A 19,743-nucleotide genomic window follows, 5' to 3' on the forward strand; every position below is an offset into this window, starting at 1 on the left:
CCCGCATGAACCTCCTGCTCGTCCTCTTCTACGCCGCCGGCGCCGCCGCGATCGCGCGGACCGTCATGCTCGGCCGCCGGGGTCGCGCCGGCAGCTCCGGTCCTCTCCAGGACGTCTACGAGGCCGCGTTCCTGAGCGGCGGGCCCGGCAGGGTCGCCGACACGGCGCTCGCCACCATGCACGTCGACGGGCGGCTCGCGATCGGCGGGCCCGGTGTGGTCGCCGTCGTCCGCGCGGTCGCCCACGACCCGGTGGAGCGGGCGGTGCTCGACGTCCACGCCGCCGCCCCCAGCGGGGCCCTGCACCACCTGCGCCTCGGGGTGATGACCCACCCGGTGGTGCAGGAGATCGGCGACGGGCTCGCCGCGCGCGGTCTGCTGGTCCTGCCGGAGCGGCGCAGGGCGGTGCGGCGCTGGTGCGTCGGGACGGCCCTGGCGGCCATCCTGATGCTGCCGGTCGCCGTGGTGGTCACCGTCGTGCAGTTCTCCGACCCGGACGGGGCGATGATCCCGTTCGTCGTGTTGGTCCTGCCGCTCTTCTTCGCCTGCCTCCTGACGGCGATCATCTGCGGCAGCGCCTACGGGCGGCAGCTGGGCTCCGCGGGGCAGACGGCGCTGGCCGCGTTCCGCCGGTCGTACGGGTTCGGCGGCGGCGGCCCGGCGCACGCCGTGGCACTCGGCGGGATCCGCGCGCTCCCCGACCCCGAGCTGCGCGAGCGGCTGCGGAACGCGTCCCGGCTCCAGGGCCCGTCCCCGTCGGGCGGCGGCCGGCGCGGCTCCTCCACGCACCACTCGTCGTCCTCGGACACCACGGCCGCCGCGGCCTTCGTGATGTGGTGCGCGGGCGCGGCCCCGGGAGGCGGGGACAACTGGGACTCCGGCGGGGGGTCGGGCTGCGGGTCGAGCGGCTCGTCCTGCGGCTCGTCGTCCTCCTCGTGCGGTTCCTCGTCGTCCTCCTCGTGCGGTTCCTCCTCCTCGTCCTGCGGCTCCTCGTCGTCCTCCTCCTGCGGATCGAGCGGCTGACCGGCGGGCGGGGGCCGGGAGCCGGCGGACGGGGGCCGGCGGACGAGGGCCGGCGGACGAGGGCCGGCGGACGAGGGCGGGCCCGGGGCGGTGCGACCGTCCCGGGCCCGTTCCGGCTGAGCCGTTCGGGTGGCGGGACCGCCGGTCCTGCCGTACAACTCGATCATGGTCTGGTTCCCGCTCCTGCTCGTCGCGTGCGTCGTGAGCGCCGTCGCCTGCGCCCGGCTGTGCCGGGCCGCGACCGCCGCGGCCGAGCACGGCGGCGGGGCGCCCGGGGAGGGGGAACTCACCCTGGGCGAGGCCGCGTTCCTCTCGGGCGGGCCGGGGCGGGTGACCGATCTGACGCTGGTCTCGATGCACCGGGCGCGGCGGCTGCTGCTCGCGCGCACCGGCTGGGCGACGGTCGTCGACGCCTCCGGCGGCGGGGACGAGCTGGAGCGGGCCGTGCTGGGCGCGATCGGGCCCGCCGGGCAGGCGCCGGTGCCGCGGCTGCGTCCGGTGGTCGCCGCCGCCGCGTGCGTACGGCGGATCGAGGAGGGTCTGGTGGCGCGGGGGCTCGCGGTGCCGGCGGCGGGGCGGCGGGAGGTCGCGGCGGGACTGCGGGCGGTGCGGGGCGCGTTCCTGCTGACGGCGGCGCTGGGGGTGGTCGCGGTGCCGCTGGTGCCGGAAGCCGAGTGGACGCGGACGGTCGCCGGGTTCACGCTGCCGCTGACGGCCTCGGGGCTGTGCCTGGCGATCGGGCTGCTCCCGCGCGGCCGGTGGGCCTCGCACGCCGGTCAGCGGCTGCTCGCGGGGCTCTCGGCGGACGATCCGCTCACGGCGCTCGCCACTCGGGGCCCGTCGGTCCTGGAGCCGGAGCTGCGGGCGGCGCTGGGTACCGCGCGGGGGTGAGGGGGGAAGGACGCCGGTGCGGCGCGCTCGCGCGCGCCGCACCCGGTGCCGGACCCGGTGTCGCTGGGCGGCGGGCCATGGCGTGGCCGCCGTCTGATCTTCCGGGTCGAGGGGCGGACGCCCCGGCGGGGAGCCGGGGAGCCGCCGGGCAGGGGGGCGGCCGTCAGGCCAGGCCCGCCACCAGCTCCGCGACGCTCTTGCGGCGGCCGGTGTAGAAGGGGACCTCCTCGCGGACGTGCATCCGCGCCTCGGAGGCGCGCAGGTGGCGCATGAGGTCCACGATGCGGTGCAGCTCGTCGGCCTCGAAGGCGAGCAGCCACTCGTAGTCGCCCAGCGAGAAGGAGGCGACGGTGTTGGCGCGGACGTCCGGGTAGCCGCGGGCCATCTTGCCGTGGTCGGCGAGCATCCGGCGGCGGTCCTCGTCCGGCAGCAGGTACCAGTCGTAGGAGCGGACGAAGGGGTAGACCGAGACGTAGTCGCGGGGGTTCTCGTCGGCGAGGAAGGCCGGGATGTGCGACTTGTTGAACTCGGCGGGGCGGTGCAGCGCCATGTTCGACCAGACCGGCTCCAGGGCGCGGCCCAGCTTCGTACGGCGGAAGAGGTTGTACGCCGTCTGGAGCTCGTCGCTCGTCTCGGCGTGCCACCAGATCATGACGTCGGCGTCGGCGCGCAGACCGGACAGGTCGTACGTGCCGCGGACGGTGACGTCCTCCGCCGCCAGCTTGTCGAACAGCTCCTGGACCTCTTCGGCGTAGCCGGCTCGGTCGGCGGGCAGGACGTCGCGCAGCTTGAAGACGGACCACAGGGTGTAGCGGATGACCTCGTTGAGGTCCTTCGCCTTCTTACCGGCGTTCGGGATCTTTTCGGGCGCACTCATACGCCTATTCTCGCCCGTCACGAGGAGTGCCCCGCACCGGGGTGCCCCGTTTCCGGCGTGGCGATCATCTCGTCCGCGACGGCGTCGGCCGCGCGGTGCGCCGAGGCGACGCAGGCGGGGATGCCGACGCCGTCGTACGCGGCCCCGGCGAGGCGCAGTCCGGGCAGGCCGGCGAGGGCGGCCCGGGCCCGGGCGACGCGGTCCGGGTGGCCGACGGGGTACTGGGGCAGGCCGTCGGTCCAGCGGGTGACGGTGGTGGCGACGGGGCGGGCGGCGAGGCCGGTGGCGGCGCCGAGGTCCTTGAGGGAGGCGGCCACGAGGTCCTCGTCGTCCCGGTGCAGCGAGGCCTCCTCGCCGTACCGGCCGACGGAGGTGCGGAGCACGAAGAGGTCCGGGGCCTCCTCGCCGACCCAGCGCCACTTCTGGCTGGAGAAGGTGGACGCCTTGATGGTGTGCCCGTCGACGGGCGGGACGAGGAAGCCGGAGCCGGGCAGTGCGGGCAGGTCGGCGCGGCGGAAGGCGAGCGTCACCAGGGCCATGGAGGCGTACGCGATCTCGCCGAGGAGGGCGGCGGCCTCGGGGGCGTGGTCGCCGAGGAGGCGGGCGGCGGCGGGGGCGGGCGCGGCGAGGACGACGGCGTCCGCGTCGAGGGTCCGCTCCGGGGTGACGACCCGCCAGCCGGTCCCGGCGCGGAGCAGCGCGGTCGCGGGGGTGCCGGTGAGGATCGTGCCGCCGGCGGCGCGGACGGCGTCGGCGACGGCGCCGGGGAGGGTGCCGATGCCGCCGGAGATGCCGGCGAAGGCGGCTCCGCCGAGTCCGGTGGCGGCGCCCGCCGCGTCGGCGGGGACGGCGGCGCCGGCGGCCTGGACGGCGCGGACGGCGGCGGTGAGGGTGGGGTGGCGGCGGGCGGCCTCGAAGAGGGCGGGGACGGCGGCGCGCATCGAGATGCGGTAGGCGTCGCCGGCGTAGACGCCGCCGAGGAGGGGTTCGACGAGCCGGTCGACGACCTCGCGGCCCATGCGCTCGGCCACGTACGCGCCGATGGCGGTGTCGTCGCCGATCTCGGTGGGCGGCAGCTCCGCGTCCCGGCCGATCCGGCGCAGTCCTTCCTCGGAGAGGAGCCCGGCGACGGCCGCGGCGTCGCCGGGGACGCCCATGACGTGGCCCTTGGGCATCGGGACGAGCCGGTCGCGGGACCAGACGGAGGCGGTGGTGGTGCCGGGGGCCTGGAGCCGGTCGCCGAGGCCGACGGCCTCGGCGAGCGCGACGGCCTCGGGGCGGCGGGCCAGCAGGGACTCGGCCCCGAGGTCCACGGGGGCGCCGGCGATCTCCCCCGCGAGGAGCTTCCCGCCGAGCCGGCCGCCGGCCTCCAGGAGGGTGACGCGCGCGCCGGCGGCGAGCAGCCGGCGGGCGGCGGCGAGGCCGGTGATGCCGCCGCCGACGACGACGGCGTGGCGTCCGGTGGGGGGTCCCGTGGTGTCCGCGTTCATGGGGCCACTCTCTCAAATCGCCCCGCGCTCCCGTTCCGAGGCCGGAACGTGACCGCATCGCTACCGGCGGACGCAAACCCGCGGGGGCCGGCGTACGTCCTACGGACATCACTTCCGGCGACCCTGGGGGGTTCGGTGCGCACGACGAGCGGAACGGTCGGAACGGGCGGAGCGGGTAGGGCGGGCAGGGCGGCCGTCGGGCGGAGGGCGGGGGCGGCGCTGCTGCTCGCCGCCTCCCTGGCGCTGACGGCGGGATGCGCCGGCGGCGCCTCCGACGCGGCGGGGTCGAAGGCCGCCCCCGCCGCGGGCGAGGCCGCCGACGAGGCGGCACGGCAGGACGGGACGACGGGGGGCTCGGGCACGGCGGGCTCGGCCGGTGCGAAGGCGGACGCGGCGAAGCCGGGCGGGTCGAAGGCCCCGGCCGCGCAGCACGTCATCCGGACGGCCTCGCTGTCGGTGGAGGTCGACCGGGTGGCGGAGACCGCCGACCGGGTGCGGGCCGTGGCGTCGTCCGCGGGCGGCCGGGTGGAGTCGGAGACGACCGAGCGCGTCGACGACCGGTACGGCCACTCGACGATGGTGCTGCGGGTGCCGCAGGACCGGTACGACGAGGTCCTCTCCGAGCTGGCCGGCACCGGAAAGCTGCTCGCGCGCAAGGCGGAGGCTCAGGACGTCACCGATCAGGTGGTGGACGTGGAGAGCCGGATCGCCACGCAGCGGGCGAGCGTGGCGCGGGTGCGGGCGCTGATGGACCGGGCGGAGCGGCTGGCCGACGTGGTGACGCTGGAGGGGGAGCTGAGCAGGCGGCAGGCGGACCTGGAGGCGCTGCTGGCCCAGCAGTCGTCGCTGAAGGACCGGACCTCGCTGGCGACGATCACGCTGAGCCTCACCGAGAAGGAGCGGCCGGCCGTCGGGGACGAGCGGACGGACGACAGCCGGCCGGGCCTCCAGGAGGCGCTGTCCGGCGGCTGGAGCGCGCTGGCCGCCGTCGTCGCCTGGGCCCTGGTGGTCCTCGCGGCGCTCGCCCCGTGGCTGGCGGTGGCGCTGGGCGCGTACGCGGTGTGGCGGTGGGTGGTGCGTCCGCGCCGCCGCGTCCGCGCGGCCGCCGCGGCGCCGGGGCCCGGCCCCGCCCCGGACGCCGTGCCGGCGCAGCGGGGGCGGACGAACGCGGCCGGGCTGCCGGTGGCCGGGGAGGAGCCTGACGAGGAGACCCCGGCGCCGTAGCGTGGGGCGCATGAGCGAACGACTGGTGGTCATCGGGGGCGACGCGGCGGGCATGTCCGCCGCGTCGCAGGCGCGCAGGCTCAAGGGGCCGGGGGAGCTGGAGATCACGGCCTTCGAGCGGGGCCGGTTCTCCTCGTACTCGGCCTGCGGGATCCCCTACTGGGTGGGCGGGGACGTGGGCGGGCGGGAGGAGCTGATCGCCCGCTCCCCCGAGGAGCACCGGGCACGTGGGATCGGGCTGCGGACCCGGACCGAGGTGACGGAGATCGACCTCGCCGGGCAGAGGGTTCTGGCCAGGGACCTGGCGGCCGGTACGGAGGCGTGGACGGGCTACGACAAGCTGGTCATCGCGACCGGGGCGCGCCCGGACCGCCCGCCGCTGCCGGGGATCGACGCGCGGGGCGTGCACGGGGTGCAGACCCTGGAGGACGGGCAGGCGCTGCTGGACTCGCTGGCCGGGACGGCCGGGCGGCGGGCGGTGGTGGTCGGCGCCGGGTACATCGGGGTGGAGATGGCCGAGGCGCTGCTGAACCGCGGCTACGAGGTGACGGTCCTCAACCGGGGCGAGCAGCCGATGTCCACGCTCGACCCGGACATGGGCCGGCTCGTGCACGCGGCGATGGACGGCCTGGGGATCCGTACGGTCGGCTCGGCCGAGGTGCGGAAGATCCTCACGGGCGACGACGGGCGGGTCCGGGCGGTGGCGACGGTCGACGAGGAGTATCCGGCGGACGTGGTGGTCCTCGGGACGGGCGTGGTGCCGGAGACCTCGCTCGCGGAGGCGGCGGGGCTGCCGCTCGGCACGCACGGCGGACTGCTCACGGACCTGTCGATGCGGGTGCGGGGGCAGGGGAACGTGTGGGCCGGCGGGGACTGCGTGGAGGTCCTGGACCTGGTGTCGGGCCGGGAGCGGCACGTGCCGCTCGGCACCCACGCCAACAAGCAGGGCCAGGTCATCGGCTCGAACGTGGGCGGCGACTACGCGACCTTCCCCGGGGTGGTGGGGACGGCGGTGTCGAAGGTCTGCGACCTGGAGATCGCCAGGACGGGGCTGCGGGAGAAGGACGCCCGGGAGGTCGGTCTGCGCTTCGTGACGGTGACCGTGGAGTCGACGAGCCGGGCCGGCTACTACCCCGGGGCGGCGCCGATGACGGTGAAGATGCTGGCCGAGAAGCGGACCGGGCGGCTGCTGGGCGTGCAGATCGTGGGCCGTGAGGGCGCGGCGAAGCGGGTGGACGTCGCGGCGGTGGCGCTGACCGCCCGGATGACGGTGGAGCAGGTGGCGGCGCTGGACCTCGGGTACGCGCCGCCGTTCTCGCCGGTGTGGGACCCGGTGCTCGTCGCGGCGCGGAAGGCGGTGGCGGCGGTACGGGCGGAGGGCTGACCCCGCCGCCGTACCGCCCGCCCCGTGGTGTCAGACGGCGGTGCGCTCGTGGACGTGGGCGACGAGGCGGGTGAGGGCGTCCGGGTCCATCGAGGGCATGACGCCGTGGCCCAGGTTGAAGATGTGGCCCTCCAGGCCCGCGGCGGCGGCCAGGACCTCGTCGGTCTTGGCCTCCACGACCTCGGTGGCGGCGAAGAGGACGGCGGGGTCGAGGTTGCCCTGGAGCGCCTTGCCGGGGCCGACGCGGCGGGCGGCCTCGTCGAGCGGGACGCGCCAGTCGACGCCCACGACGTCCGCGCCTGCCTCGCCCATGAGGCCGAGGAGCTCGCCGGTGCCGACGCCGAAGTGGATGCGGGGGACGCCGTGGCCGGCGACCGCGTCGAAGACCTTCGCGGAGGCGGGGAGGATCGAGCGGCGGTAGTCGGCGGGGGCCAGGGCGCCGACCCAGGAGTCGAAGAGCTGGATCGCGGAGGCGCCGGCCTCGATCTGCACCGTGAGGAAGGCGGAGGTGATCTCGGCGAGGCGGTCGAGCAGGTCGGCCCAGAGCTGCGGGTCGCCGTACATGAGCGCCTTGGTGTGCTCGTGGTTGCGGGACGGGCCGCCCTCCACGAGGTAGCTCGCGAGGGTGAAGGGCGCGCCGGCGAAGCCGATCAGCGGGGTGTCGCCGAGCTCCTCGGTGAGCATGCCGATGGCCTCGGTGACGTACCGGACGTCGTCGGGGGTGAGGTCGCGGAGCCGGTCGAGGTCGGCGCGGGTGCGGATCGGCTCGGCGACGACGGGGCCGACGCCGGGCTTGATGTCGAGGTCGACGCCGATGGCCTTGAGCGGGACGACGATGTCGCTGAAGAAGATCGCGGCGTCGACCTTGTGGCGGCGGACGGGCTGGAGCGTGATCTCCTTGACCAGCTCGGGCCGCATGCAGGACTCCAGCATGGGGATGCCCTCGCGGACCTTCAGGTACTCGGGGAGGGAGCGCCCGGCCTGGCGCATGAACCAGACGGGGGTGTGGGGCACGGGCTCGCGCCGGCACGCCTTGAGGAACGCGGAGTCGTACGTCCGCGACTGCTGCTTCGTCTGCTGGCCCGTCGGGCTGTTGATGGCGCTCACGCCCAAATCTTCGCATGTGACCGGAAGCCGCCCGTGCCGGGCGGGTGTCCCTCCCCGCATGGCGGCCCCGTTCCGCCTACTCTTCCCCGCATGGCTGCGGCTCAGGGACATTTTTCCGATCATTCCGACGGCATTCGAGGGACGGGCGACAAGGCGGACAGTACGGCGGGGACCCCGGTGCCGACGGCGTTCCGGCGGGCGGTGGACGCCCTGCGGACGGCGCGGCTGCGGTCGGAGATGGAGATCGAGCCGACCCGGCCGCCGCAGCGGCTCGCCCCGTTCGCGTACGCGGTGGAGGCGGCCGTCGTGGACGGCGAGGAGGACCTCGCGGACGGGCGGCTGGTGCTGCTGCACGATCCGGCGGGGCACGACGCCTGGAAGGGCTCCTTCCGGCTGGTGACGCTGGTGCGGGCGGAGCTGGAGCCGGAGATGGCGGCGGATCCGCTGCTGCCGGAGGTGTGCTGGTCGTGGCTGACCGGCGCGCTGGAGGCGCGCGGGCTCGCCTACGGGGAGGCGAGCGGGACGGTGACGATGGCGGGCTCGCACTACTTCGGGGGGCTCGCGGAGCGCCGTCCGGCCACCCAGATCGAGATCCGGGCGTCGTGGACGCCCCGGGAGGGGATCGGCGGGGTGCCGGACACGGCGGCGCACCTGGCGGCCTGGTCGGACCTGCTGTGCCAGATCGCGGGGCTGCCGCCGGCGCCGGCGGAGTCCTCCGGGACGGCGGGACCGGCCGGCGAGCCCGGCGGGACGGGGACGGGGACGGTGTCGGGCGCGGGGATCGTCTCGCTTCCCCAGCGCCGGGGGCCGCAGGGCGCCTGAGCGGTCCGCTCACCTGTTCGCGAGGGGTCCTTCGGGGCCCCTTCTCACGTTCGTACGGGGGTCCCCCGTGGGGGTGAGGGAACGGGGTCCGCTCGTAGGATGATCGATCGCTCGTCCGAATTGCCCCAATTGTTACTCACTAAATCGTGATCTTTCCCTAAAGGCGGGCGCCCGAATTGCCGAAGGAGTGATTGACCCCCTTCAGAGCACGGGTTCGCCCCCGGCTTCTTCCCCGAGCCGGCTCCGTCCCGCACCCTTCCCCCCAGGAGGCCGAGTGTCCGTTCTGCTCGAGCAGCCCGCTAGCCTGGTCGCCTACCGCCCGAACAAGCCGACCGCCATGGTCGTCGTGGCCGACCCGCGCGTCCGCTCCACCGTCACCCGCCACCTGTGGGCGCTCGGCGTACGGGACGTGATCGAGGCGTCGTCCATCGCGGAGGCCCGTCCCCGCGTCGGCAACCCGCGCGACATCTGCGTGGCCGACGTCCACCTTCCCGACGGCAGCGGCCTCACCCTGCTGTCCGAGACCCGCGCCGCCGGCTGGCCCAACGGCCTCGCCCTCTCGGCCGCCGACGACATCGGCGCGGTGCGCAACGCGCTCGCCGGCGGCGTCAAGGGCTACGTCGTCACCGGCACGCGGACCAATATCGGCCACCCGACGCGTCCCGGCGCCGCGCCCATCGGCGCCGCGGCCGCCCGGCTCGGCCACCGCCGCCCCCCGGGTGCCCCGAGCCACCCGGGCGGCTACCGCGAGCTCTCCGGCCGCGAGGTCGAGGTGCTCCGCCTGGTCGCCGAGGGCCAGTCCAACAAGGCCATCGGCGTCTCCATGGGGCTCTCGGCGCTCACCGTGAAGAGCCACCTCGCCCGGATCGCCCGCAAGCTGGGCACCGGCGACCGGGCCGGCATGGTCGCCGTCGCGCTGCGGACCGGGATCATCCACTGACGCGGCCTCGACGGAAACGCGGCGCCTGTCGACGGAACGTTCCGTCGGCAGGCGCTTGCCGTCGGCGGATACCCTTGACAGGTGACCGACGCCCAAGAGACCGCAGCAGACACCGCACTGCGCACCACCGGGGGCGGCCCCCCGGACGAGAACGTCCCTGCGAATGGGCTTCCGACCCCATTGCTGGAGCCCCGCGAGGGCGTCCCGCCGGTCGTCGCGAGCGACCCGGAACTCGCCGGGGTGATCGCCGCCTTCGCCGCCGGACGCGGCCCCGTCGCCGTCGACGCCGAGCGCGCCTCCGGCTACCGCTACGGCCAGCGCGCCTACCTCGTCCAGCTGCGCCGCGAGGGCGCGGGCACCGCGCTGATCGACCCGGTCGGCTGCCCCGACCTCTCCGGCCTCGGCGAGGCCCTGGACGGCACCGAGTGGATCCTGCACGCCGCCACCCAGGACCTCCCCTGCCTCCGCGACATAGGCATGCGCCCCTCCTCGCTCTTCGACACCGAGCTGGCCGGGCGGCTCGCCGGCTTCCCGCGCGTCGGCCTCGGCGCGATGGTCGAGTCCGTCCTCGGCTTCGCCCTGGAGAAGGGCCACTCGGCGGTCGACTGGTCCACCCGCCCGCTCCCCGAACCCTGGCTGCGGTACGCGGCCCTCGACGTCGAGCTCCTCGTCGACCTGCGCGACGCGCTGGAGAAGGAGCTCGACCGGCAGGGGAAGCTGGAGTGGGCCCACGAGGAGTTCGAGTCCATCGCCCTCGCCCCGCCCGCCCCGCCGCGCAAGGACCCCTGGCGCCGCACCTCCGGCATGCACAAGGTGCGCCGCCGCCGCCAGATGGCGGTCGTACGCGAACTGTGGACGGCCCGCGACCGGGTCGCCCAGCGGCGGGACGTCTCCCCCGGCAAGGTGCTGAGCGACGCGGCGATCGTCGAGGCGGCGCTCGCCGTCCCGGTGAACGTCGCCGCCCTCACCGCCCTGCCCGGTTTCGGCCACCGGATGGGCCGGCGCCAGCTGGAGCAGTGGCAGGCGGCCGTGGACCGGGCCCGCGCCCTCCCCGAGAACGAGCTGCCCCAGCCGGGCGCGCAGGTGGCCGGCCCGCCCCCGCCGCGCGCCTGGGCGGACAAGGACCCGGCGGCCGCCGCCCGCCTCTCGGCCGCCCGGGCCGGCGTCTCGGCGCTCGCCGAGGAGCTGAACCTCCCGCAGGAGAATTTGATCACCCCGGACACCGTCCGCCGGATCTGCTGGGAACCGCCGGCCCCCGCCGACCGGGACGCCGTCGCCGCGGCGCTGGGCGCCCACGGCGCCCGGTCCTGGCAGATCGGCCTGGTCGCCCCGCTCCTCACCGAGGCCCTGGCCGCCCGTGCCTGAGCCCGTCGGCCGACCGCGTTCCGAAGCCCCCCGCGCCCCGGCGCCGGGGGCTTCGGCGCGTCCGTGAGGGTGTGACCTCCGTCGCTTGGCCGTCAGGGGGTGGGCAGCTTGGTTACCCACAAGTAGCATGGGGGAAGCAAGCGCACGCTTAGTGGTGCGCCGCAGCAGTGCCGTCCCGCACCTGGAGGAGAGCCATCGTGCCTCGTACCGTCAGGGACGTCGTCTTCGTCGACGGCGTCCGCACCCCGTTCGGCAAGGCGGGCCCGAAGGGCATCTACCACGAGACCCGCGCCGACGACCTCGTCGTGAAGGCCATCCGGGAGCTGCTGCGCCGCAACCCGGCCCTCGACCCGGCGAAGATCGACGAGGTCGCGATCGCCGCGACGACCCAGATCGGCGACCAGGGCCTCACCCTCGGCCGCACCGCCGGCATCCTCGCCGGTCTGCCGCAGTCCGTGCCCGGCTACTCCATCGACCGCATGTGCGCCGGTGCCCTCACCGCCGTCACCTCGGTCGCCGGCTCCATCGCCTTCGGCGCCTACGACGCCGTCATCGCCGGCGGTGTCGAGCACATGGGCCGCCACCCCATGGGCGAGGGCGTCGACCCGAACCCGCGCTTCGTCAGCGAGAAGCTGGTCGACGAGTCCGCCCTCTTCATGGGCATGACCGCCGAGAACCTGCACGACCGCTACCCGAGCATCACCAAGCAGCGCGCCGACGAGTACGCCGTGCGCTCGCAGGAGAAGGCCGCCAAGGCCTACGCGGACAACAAGATCCAGCCCGATCTGGTGCCGATCTCCGTCCGCCGTACCAACGCCGAGGCCGGCGAGACCGGCTGGGGCCTGGTCACCGCCGACGAGCCGATGCGCCCGGGCACCACCCTGGAGTCGCTGGCCGGCCTGAAGACGCCCTTCCGCGTCCACGGCAACGTCACCGCGGGCAACGCGGCCGGCCTGAACGACGGCGCCACCGCCTCGATCATCGCCTCCGAGGACTTCGCCCGGGAGAACGACCTCCCGGTCAAGATGCGCCTCGTCTCGTACGCCTTCGCCGGCGTCGAGCCCGAGGTCATGGGCTACGGCCCGATCCCGGCGACCGAGAAGGCCCTGGCCCAGGCCGGCCTCTCGATCGACGACATCGGCCTCTTCGAGATCAACGAGGCCTTCGCCGTACAGGTCCTCGCCTTCCTCGAGCACTACGGCATCGCCGACGACGACGCGCGCGTCAACCAGTACGGCGGCGCCATCGCCTACGGTCACCCGCTGGCCTCCTCCGGCGTCCGTCTGATGACGCAGCTGGCGCGCCAGTTCGAGGAGAACCCGCAGGTCCGTTACGGCCTCAACACCATGTGCGTCGGCTTCGGCATGGGCGCGACGGTCATCTGGGAGAACCCCCACTGGGAGGGCAAGTGAGCACCACCGCCGAGCTTCTGAAGGGCGCCGCCGAGCTCTTCCCCGACGAGGTCGTCACCCAGGCCCACGTGCGCCACTTCGAGCTGCCCTCCGGGGCCGGCCGGTTCGCGCTGATCACCCTGGACAACGGCTTCGACCACACCAAGCCGACCACCTTCGGCCCGCAGTCCCTCGCCAACCTGAACACGGCGATCGACCAGGTCGAGGCCGAGGCCGCCAACGGCGAGATCGTCGCCGCCGGCCTCACCGGCAAGCCGTTCATCTTCGCGGTCGGCGCCGACCTCAAGGGCGTCGAGCTGCTGAAGAAGCACGACGAGGCCCTCGCCATCGGCAAGGGCGGCCACGACGTCTTCAAGCGCCTCTCCGCGCTCGCCGTGCCGACCTTCGCGTACTACAACGGCGCGGCCATGGGCGGCGGCGTCGAGGTCGGCCTGCACTGCACCTACCGCACCGTGTCGAAGGCCCTCCCGGCCTTCTCGCTCCCCGAGGTCTTCCTCGGCCTGGTGCCCGGCTGGGGCGGCTGCGCGATCCTCCCGAACCTGATCGGCGCCGAGAAGGCCGTCCAGGTCATCATCGAGAACTCGCTGAACCAGAACCGTCAGCTCAAGGGCAAGCAGGTCTTCGAGCTCGGCATCGCCGACGCGATCTTCGAGGGCGCCGACTTCCTGGAGCAGTCGCTCATCTGGACCGCCGGCGTGCTCAACGGCTCCGTCGCCGTCGAGCGCCCGGAGATCGACCGCGGCGAGGGCTGGGACGCCGCCGTCGCCAAGGGCCGTGCCGTCGCCGACTCCAAGGTGCACGGCGCCGCCCCCGCCGCCTACCGCGCCCTCGACATCATCGAGGCCGCCAAGGACGGCGACCTGCAGAAGGGCTTCGACGCCGAGGACCAGGCCCTCGCGGACCTGATCATGGGCGGCGAGCTCCGCTCCGGCATCTACGCCTTCAACCTGGTGCAGAAGCGCGGCAAGCGCCCCGCCGGCGCCCCGGACAAGTCCCTGGCCCGCCCGGTCACCAAGGTCGGCGTCGTCGGCGCCGGTCTGATGGCCTCCCAGCTCGCCCTGCTCTTCCTGCGCCGCCTGGAGGTGCCGGTCGTCCTGACCGACATCGACCAGGAGCGCGTGGACAAGGGCGTCGGCTACGTCCACGGCGAGATCGAGAAGCTGCTCGGCAAGGGCCGCATCGACCAGGACAAGGCCAACCGCCTCAAGGGCCTGGTCTCCGGTGTCCTCGACAAGGCCGAGGGCTTCGCGGACGCGGACTTCATCATCGAGGCCGTGTTCGAGGAGATGTCCGTCAAGCAGAAGGTGTTCGCGGAGGTCGAGGCGGTCGCCCCGGCGCACGCGATCCTCGCCACCAACACCTCCTCGCTGTCGGTCTCCGAGATGGCGTCCCAGCTCCGGCACCCGGAGCGCGTGGTCGGCTTCCACTTCTTCAACCCGGTCGCGATCCTCCCGCTCCTGGAGATCGTCCGAGGCGAGCAGACGGACGACGCCTCGCTCGCCACCGCCTTCGGCGTGGCGAAGAAGCTGAAGAAGACCGCGGTCCTGACGAAGGACGCCCCGGCGTTCGTCGTGAACCGCATCCTGACCCGCTTCATGGGCGAGATCCAGAACGTCATCGACGAGGGCACCTCGGTCGAGACGGCCGAGAAGGCCATCGAGCCCCTCGGTCTGCCGATGTCACCGCTCGTCCTCCTGGAGCTCGTGGGCCCGGCCATCGGCCTGCACGTCTCCGAGACCCTGAACCGCGCCTTCCCGGAGCGCTTCACCGTCTCCCCGAACCTGAAGGCCGTCGTCGAGGCCGGCAAGCGCGGCTTCTACGTCTACAAGCCGGAGAACGGCTTCAAGCCGGAGCTCGACCCCGAGGTCGCCGCGCTGCTCCAGCAGGGCGACACCGTCCTGACCGAGCAGCAGGTCCGCGACCGCGTCCTCGACGCGGTGGCGCAGGAGATCGGCCTCATGCTGGAGGAGGGTGTCGTCGCCGAGGCGCAGGACATCGACCTCTGCCTGATCACCGGTGCCGGCTGGCCCTTCCACCTGGGCGGCATCACGCCGTACCTGGACCGCGAGGGCGTCTCCGAGCGCGTCAACGGCAAGCGTTTCCTGGCGCAGGGCGTGGCGAGCGTCCCGGCCTGACGCACCCCGTACGAAAGGCGCTGCCCGGCCCCCTCTCCAGGGGCCGGGCAGCGCCTTCGGCGTTCTCCCGGGCCCCCGCCGCGCGGCGGGGGCCCGGACGGTCTCAGAGGCGCGTCCAGGCGGCCAGGGCGAGGCCGGACTCGTCCTTCTGCCGGGTGACGACCACACCGCCGTCGGAGGTCAGCGCGGCGACCGCCGCGGCGCCCTCGGTGTCGGCCGCCAGGGCCGGCGGGCCGAGCACCGGCGGGCCGGACGGGGTCCAGTGCAAGCCGGTGTCCTCGCGCTCCGTGAGACAGGCCGCGAGGGTGGCGCCGCCCTTGTCGTCGCACTGGGCGAGCAGGGTGCAGTCGTAGCCGTCGATCACGCAGCGGCCGGCGGTCAGCGGGCCGGAGCCGACCGCGTCGGCGAAGGGGGTGGGCTCCAGGCCCCGGCCCGGGGACCAGGCCCTGATCCGGCCCTCGCCGTCGGCGTAGAAGAGGGTCACGTGCCCGGAGGTGCCGGTCACCGCGGCGAGGGTGCCCTGGACGACGGGGGTGGTCAGCAGCGGCTCGACGACCGGGCGGGCGCCCGGCTCCTTCTGCACGTAGCGGAGCAGTCCGCGGTCGGTGGCGGTGTACAGCTCGACGAGTCCGTCGCCGTTGACCGCGGCGACCGGGTTCTGGTCGGTGCGGCCGCCCTTCAGGTCCCACCAGGGGTGCCAGCCGCCGGCGTCCTTCTGGACGCGGGCGCTGACGCCGCCGCCGCGGTTGCGGACGAAGACGTGGGCGCGGCCCTTGCCGTCGACGGCGAGGGCCGGGTTGCCGCACCACTCGCCCTTGCCGTTGGCGTGGCCGATGCCCTTCCACTCCACGTTGGGCCGGCCGGTCTGGAACTGGACGCTGTGCACCAGCTCGACGTGGTCCTCGCCCGCCTCCGCGCCGGTCGCGGTGGGCCGCAGGCCGATCAGGTGGACATAGCGGTCGGGGCCCTGAGCGGCCGCCAGGAAGGGCAGCAGCCCGCCGCCGCCGAGCGGCTCGGGTCCGGTGAACCGGCCGTCGGGGCCCTCGGTCCAGCGGACCACCTCGCCGTCCCGGGGGACGTAGACGCTGAAGCGTCCTTCGGCGCCCCTGGCCAGCCAGCCGCCGTGCATTCTGGGGGCGCTCGGGGAGCCGTGGGAGGGGGCGGCGGGGGCCTGGGACGGTCGGTTCACCATGGGGGGATCCAGCGCTCCGGGTCGAGTGGGGGTCGGTTCCCACCGACTGTATCCGCCCGGCCCGGCCGCCTTCCCCGCGCCCGTGGGTACTTCCGCGCCGCGGGGTCTAGTACCGGGCTTCCCGGCCCTCCTTGCCCAGCCGGCTGTGCCCGCGTCCGTACAGGAAGTACACGATGACGCCGAGCGCCATCCAGACCGCGAAGCGGAACCAGGTCTCGCCCGGCAGGTTGAGCATCAGCCAGAAGGAGGCGGCGATCGAGATGATCGGCAGCACCGGGACCCACGGGGTGCGGAAGGCGCGGTGCAGGTCGGGGCGGGTGCGGCGGAGGACGATGACGCCGGCGGCGACCATGACGAAGGCGAAGAGGGTGCCGATGTTCACCAGGGTCGCCAGCTCGTTGATGCTGGTGAAGCCGGCGACGATCGCGATGATCACGCCGAGCAGGATGGTCGGCCGGTACGGGGTCTTGAAGCGCGGGTGCGTGACCGAGAAGAAGCGGGGCAGCAGTCCGTCCCGGCTCATCGCGAAGAAGACGCGGGTCTGGCCGAGCAGCAGGATGAGGCAGACGGTGGTGAGGCCGACGGCCGCGCCGAAGCTGATCACACCGGCGTAGAAGGGGTGGCCGACGGATTTGAAGGCGTCGGCGAGCGGGGCGCTGACGGACAGTTCGGTGTAGTGCTGCATGCCCGTGACGACCAGGGCGACCGCCACGTACAGCACGGTGCAGATGAGGAGCGAGCCGAGGATGCCGCGGGGCATGTCCCGCTGCGGCAGCTTGGTCTCCTCCGCGGCGGTGGCGACCACGTCGAAGCCGATGAAGGCGAAGAAGACGATGGAGGCGGCGGTGAAGATGCCCATGACGCCGAAGTTGGTGGGCTCGTACCCGAAGAGGAGCTGGACGAGCGGGGAGTCCCAGTTGGAGCCGCCGCCCTCCGGGGTCACGGCCGGCGGGATGAAGGGCGAGTAGTTGTCGCCGACGATGAAGAAGAGGCCCGCGATGATCACGATCATGACGACCGTGACCTTGATGGCGACCACGACGGCGGTGATCCGGGCGGACAGCTTCATGCCGACGACGAGGATCACGGTGAGCACCAGGACCAGCAGGAAGGCCAGGATGTCGAAGGTGCCGCCCGGCGCGTCGGGTCCTTCGAGCGCCGCGGGCAGATGCCAGCCGATGTTGTCCATCAGCGAGCGCACGTACCCGGACCAGCCGACGGCCACCACCGCCGTGCCCAGCGCGAACTCCAGGACGAGGTCCCAGCCGATGATCCAGGCCGGCAGCTCGCCGATGGAGGCGTACGCGAAGGTGTACGCCGATCCGGCCACCGGCACCGTCGAGGCGAACTCGGCGTAGCACAGGGCGGCCAGGGCGCAGACGATGCCGGCGGCGACGAAGGCGAGGGCGGTGGCGGGGCCGGCGTTCTCCTTCGCGACCTTGCCGGTCAGGACGAAGATGCCGGTGCCGATGATGACACCCACGCCGAAGACCGTGAGGTCCCAGGCGGAGAGGGATTTCCGGAGCGCGTGCTCCGGCTCCTCGGTGTCCCGGATCGACTGCTCGACCGATTTGGTCCGGAACATCCCGGAGTTGCCCCGCGAGGGGCGCTGATCCGTACTCACCGTGGTACCTCCGCGTCGTCCGTGACGTCGGGTCTCGGGCCCCCGGCCGGAAGGCCCCAGGGGACGGCTGCCCGCAGTGAGCCCAGAATGCACGCGAAAGGGCCGGTCGGCACCCGGGAGGGTGAGCCGACCGGCCCAATGGTGACGCGGAGTGAGCGGCCCGGGTGGGCCGGTCCACGGGGTGTCAGTCGCGGGCGGGTTCCGCGGCCGGCCGCGCCGGCGCCTCGTACCGTCCGTCGAGGCGCGAGACCAGGCCGGTGACCTGGCGGGCGATGTCGGGGGCGGTCAGGCCGATCTCGGCCATGACCTCGCCGCGGGAGGCGTGGTCGAGGAAGACCGGCGGGATGCCGAAGTCGCGCAGCGGCACGTCGACGCCCGCGTCGCGCAGTGCCTGGGCGACGGCCGAGCCGACGCCGCCGACGCGGCTGTTGTCCTCGACGGTGACGACGACCCGGTGGTCGGCGGCGAGCGGGGCGAGGGCCTCGTCGACCGGCTTGACCCAGCGGGGGTCGACCACGGTGGTGGAGATGCCCTGGTTGTCCAGGAGGTTGGCGATCTCCAGGCACATGGGCGCGAGGGCGCCGACGGAGACCAGGAGGACGTCCGGCCGGTCCGTGCCGGGCTCGCGGAGCACGTCCATGCCGCCGATCCGGCCCACGGCGGGGACGGCGGGGCCGACCGCGCCCTTGGAGAAGCGGACCACGGTGGGCGCGTCGGTGACCTCCACGGCCTCGCGGAGCTGGGCGCGGACCTGGTCGGCGTCGCGCGGGGCGGCGAGCCGCAGGCCGGGGACGACCTGGAGGATCGACATGTCCCACATGCCGTTGTGGGAGGCGCCGTCGGTGCCGGTGACGCCCGCCCGGTCGAGGACGAAGGTGACGCCGCACCTGTGCAGGGCCACGTCCATCAGGACCTGGTCGAAGGCGCGGTTGAGGAAGGTCGCGTAGACGGCGAAGACCGGGTGGAGGCCGCCGGTGGCGAGGCCGGCGGCGGAGACGGCGCCGTGCTGCTCGGCGATGCCGACGTCGAAGACGCGCTCCGGGAACTCCTTGGCGAACCTGTCCAGGCCGACCGGCTGGAGCATGGCCGCGGTGATGGCGACGATGTCGGCGCGCTCCTTGCCGAGCGCGACCATCTCGTCGGCGAAGACGCCGGTCCAGTCGGCGCCGGAGGTGGCGATCGGGAGGCCGGTGTCGGGGTGGATCTTGCCGACGGCGTGGAAGCGGTCGGCCTCGTCCTGGAGGGCGGGCTGGTAGCCGCGGCCCTTCTCGGTGAGGCAGTGGACGATCACCGGGCCGCCGAAGCGCTTGGCGCGGGTGAGCGCGGACTCCAGGGCCTCGATGTCGTGTCCGTCGATGGGGCCGACGTACTTGAGGCCGAGGTCCTCGAACATGCCCTGGGGGGCGATGAAGTCCTTGAGGCCCTTCTTGGCGCCGTGCAGGGTCTCGTAGAGCGGCTTCCCGACGACCGGGGTGCGCTCCAGGATGTCCTTGCCGCGGGCGAGGAAGCGCTCGTAGCCGTCGGTGGTGCGCAGGGTCGCCAGGTGGTTGGCGAGGCCGCCGATGGTGGGCGCGTAGGAGCGCTCGTTGTCGTTGACGACGATGACGAGCGGGCGGTCCTTGGCCGTGGCGATGTTGTTGAGCGCCTCCCAGGCCATGCCGCCGGTGAGGGCCCCGTCGCCGATGACGGCGACGACGTGGTCGTCCTTCTTCAGGATCTGGTTGGCCTTGGCGAGGCCGTCGGCCCAGCCGAGGACGGTCGAGGCGTGCGAGTTCTCGATCACGTCGTGCTCGGACTCCGCCTGCGAGGGGTAGCCGGAGAGGCCGCCCTTCATCTTCAGCTTGGAGAAGTCCTGGCGGCCGGTGAGGAGCTTGTGGACGTAGCTCTGGTGGCCGGTGTCCCAGAGGACCTTGTCCTTCGGGGAGTCGAAGACGCGGTGCAGGGCGATGGTCAGTTCGACCACACCGAGGTTGGGGCCGAGGTGTCCACCGGTCTTGGAGACGGCGTCGACGAGGAAGGTCCTGACCTCCGCGGCCAGCTGGTCCAGCTGTTCCGGGGAGAGCCGGTCCAGGTCGCGCGGTGTCCTGATACGGGTCAGCAGGGCCACCCGTGCCTCCTTGCGTTCTGAGCTGGTCGAGCTTGCCGATTTTGCCGAGTCTAATGTTCCGTCTTGGATCGTGGGCATCGGGCCAGGCGGAGTGGCATCACCCGGACGGGGGATGTACCGCTCCGGACACTGCTCCGGACGCGACGGTGCC

At 74.0% G+C, this 19,743-nt stretch carries 15 protein-coding genes; 9 read left to right on the plus strand and 6 right to left on the minus strand.

All coding sequences use genetic code 11. The annotated features are described in order from the left end of the window. Window positions 1–5: 5 nt before the first annotated feature. Together ACF1BN_RS02995 and ACF1BN_RS03000 are read left to right on the plus strand one after the other, a co-directional pair. Window positions 6–1,022, plus strand: a complete 1,017-nt coding sequence (locus ACF1BN_RS02995; RefSeq protein WP_392329814.1) for a TIGR04222 domain-containing membrane protein — start codon at window positions 6–8, stop codon at window positions 1,020–1,022. 129 nt (window positions 1,023–1,151) lie between these two features. Continuing rightward, window positions 1,152–1,913: a TIGR04222 domain-containing membrane protein gene (locus ACF1BN_RS03000; protein ID WP_392329815.1), complete on the plus strand. Its 762-nt coding sequence runs from the start codon at window positions 1,152–1,154 to the stop codon at window positions 1,911–1,913. 163 nt (window positions 1,914–2,076) lie between these two features. On the opposite strand, the gene hemQ is transcribed toward ACF1BN_RS03000, so the two are convergent. After that, window positions 2,077–2,790, minus strand: a complete 714-nt coding sequence (gene hemQ, locus ACF1BN_RS03005) for a hydrogen peroxide-dependent heme synthase (protein WP_387280172.1) — start codon at window positions 2,788–2,790, stop codon at window positions 2,077–2,079. A gap of 17 nt (window positions 2,791–2,807) precedes the next feature. Then, window positions 2,808–4,280 carry a protoporphyrinogen oxidase gene (gene hemG / locus ACF1BN_RS03010; protein ID WP_392329816.1) on the minus strand — a complete coding sequence of 491 codons (1,473 nt, stop codon included), beginning with the start codon at window positions 4,278–4,280 and terminating at the stop codon, window positions 2,808–2,810. Window positions 4,281–4,415: 135 nt separating this feature from the next. On the opposite strand from hemG, the gene ACF1BN_RS03015 reads away from it, so the two are divergent. Continuing rightward, entirely contained in the window at window positions 4,416–5,504 is a 1,089-nt protein-coding gene (locus ACF1BN_RS03015) for a DUF4349 domain-containing protein (protein WP_392329817.1), read from the plus strand. A gap of 10 nt (window positions 5,505–5,514) precedes the next feature. Continuing rightward, on the plus strand, window positions 5,515–6,888 hold the full coding sequence (locus ACF1BN_RS03020) for an FAD-dependent oxidoreductase (RefSeq protein WP_392329818.1): 1,374 nt from the start codon (window positions 5,515–5,517) through the stop codon (window positions 6,886–6,888). 30 nt (window positions 6,889–6,918) lie between these two features. Here ACF1BN_RS03020 and hemE read toward each other — a convergent pair whose 3' ends face one another. Then, window positions 6,919–7,995: a uroporphyrinogen decarboxylase gene (gene hemE / locus ACF1BN_RS03025; RefSeq protein ID WP_392329819.1), complete on the minus strand. Its 1,077-nt coding sequence runs from the start codon at window positions 7,993–7,995 to the stop codon at window positions 6,919–6,921. Window positions 7,996–8,085: 90 nt separating this feature from the next. On the opposite strand from hemE, the gene ACF1BN_RS03030 reads away from it, so the two are divergent. From ACF1BN_RS03030 to ACF1BN_RS03050, 5 genes are all read left to right on the plus strand, one after another. Further along, window positions 8,086–8,817: a DUF3000 domain-containing protein gene (locus ACF1BN_RS03030; RefSeq protein WP_392329820.1), complete on the plus strand. Its 732-nt coding sequence runs from the start codon at window positions 8,086–8,088 to the stop codon at window positions 8,815–8,817. Between the two features lie 274 nt (window positions 8,818–9,091). Further along, complete coding sequence (locus ACF1BN_RS03035; protein ID WP_015037008.1) at window positions 9,092–9,757, plus strand: response regulator transcription factor; 666 nt, start codon at window positions 9,092–9,094, stop codon at window positions 9,755–9,757. Between the two features lie 81 nt (window positions 9,758–9,838). Continuing rightward, window positions 9,839–11,122 carry an HRDC domain-containing protein gene (locus tag ACF1BN_RS03040; RefSeq protein ID WP_392329821.1) on the plus strand — a complete coding sequence of 428 codons (1,284 nt, stop codon included), beginning with the start codon at window positions 9,839–9,841 and terminating at the stop codon, window positions 11,120–11,122. A gap of 197 nt (window positions 11,123–11,319) precedes the next feature. Then, on the plus strand, window positions 11,320–12,534 hold the full coding sequence (locus ACF1BN_RS03045; protein WP_364944522.1) for an acetyl-CoA C-acyltransferase: 1,215 nt from the start codon (window positions 11,320–11,322) through the stop codon (window positions 12,532–12,534). Further along, window positions 12,531–14,669 carry a 3-hydroxyacyl-CoA dehydrogenase NAD-binding domain-containing protein gene (locus ACF1BN_RS03050; protein ID WP_392329822.1) on the plus strand — a complete coding sequence of 713 codons (2,139 nt, stop codon included), beginning with the start codon at window positions 12,531–12,533 and terminating at the stop codon, window positions 14,667–14,669. The genes ACF1BN_RS03045 and ACF1BN_RS03050 overlap by 4 nt, the downstream gene beginning before the upstream one ends. Window positions 14,670–14,772: 103 nt before the next feature. On the opposite strand, the gene ACF1BN_RS03055 is transcribed toward ACF1BN_RS03050, so the two are convergent. The 3 genes from ACF1BN_RS03055 to dxs all read right to left on the minus strand — a co-directional run bounded on the left by ACF1BN_RS03055 (window position 14,773) and on the right by dxs (window position 19,592). After that, complete coding sequence (locus tag ACF1BN_RS03055) at window positions 14,773–15,861, minus strand: hypothetical protein (RefSeq protein WP_392329823.1); 1,089 nt, start codon at window positions 15,859–15,861, stop codon at window positions 14,773–14,775. Between the two features lie 106 nt (window positions 15,862–15,967). Further along, a complete protein-coding gene (locus ACF1BN_RS03060) occupies window positions 15,968–17,446 on the minus strand; it encodes an amino acid permease (protein WP_392329981.1) in 1,479 nt (492 codons plus the stop codon). A gap of 223 nt (window positions 17,447–17,669) precedes the next feature. Further along, window positions 17,670–19,592: a 1-deoxy-D-xylulose-5-phosphate synthase gene (dxs, locus tag ACF1BN_RS03065; protein WP_392329824.1), complete on the minus strand. Its 1,923-nt coding sequence runs from the start codon at window positions 19,590–19,592 to the stop codon at window positions 17,670–17,672. Between the last annotated feature and the right edge of the window lie 151 nt (window positions 19,593–19,743).

Origin of the sequence: Streptomyces sp. NPDC014861 (genome assembly GCF_043081625.1) — a bacterium.
In the GTDB taxonomy this organism is placed as follows: Bacteria; Actinomycetota; Actinomycetes; order Streptomycetales; family Streptomycetaceae; genus Streptomyces.

What these genes read in the sequence shown, in the direction of transcription:
- hemG (WP_392329816.1), bottom strand. Translation starts at nt 4,280, where the DNA reads ATGAACGCGGACACCACGGGACCCCCCACCGGACGCCACGCCGTCGTC.
- ACF1BN_RS02995 (WP_392329814.1), top strand. Translation starts at nt 6, where the DNA reads ATGAACCTCCTGCTCGTCCTCTTCTACGCCGCCGGCGCCGCCGCGATC.
- ACF1BN_RS03020 (WP_392329818.1), top strand. Translation starts at nt 5,515, where the DNA reads ATGAGCGAACGACTGGTGGTCATCGGGGGCGACGCGGCGGGCATGTCC.
- ACF1BN_RS03055 (WP_392329823.1), bottom strand. Translation starts at nt 15,861, where the DNA reads ATGGTGAACCGACCGTCCCAGGCCCCCGCCGCCCCCTCCCACGGCTCC.
- hemQ (WP_387280172.1), bottom strand. Translation starts at nt 2,790, where the DNA reads ATGAGTGCGCCCGAAAAGATCCCGAACGCCGGTAAGAAGGCGAAGGAC.
- ACF1BN_RS03030 (WP_392329820.1), top strand. Translation starts at nt 8,086, where the DNA reads ATGGCTGCGGCTCAGGGACATTTTTCCGATCATTCCGACGGCATTCGA.
- ACF1BN_RS03060 (WP_392329981.1), bottom strand. Translation starts at nt 17,446, where the DNA reads ATGTTCCGGACCAAATCGGTCGAGCAGTCGATCCGGGACACCGAGGAG.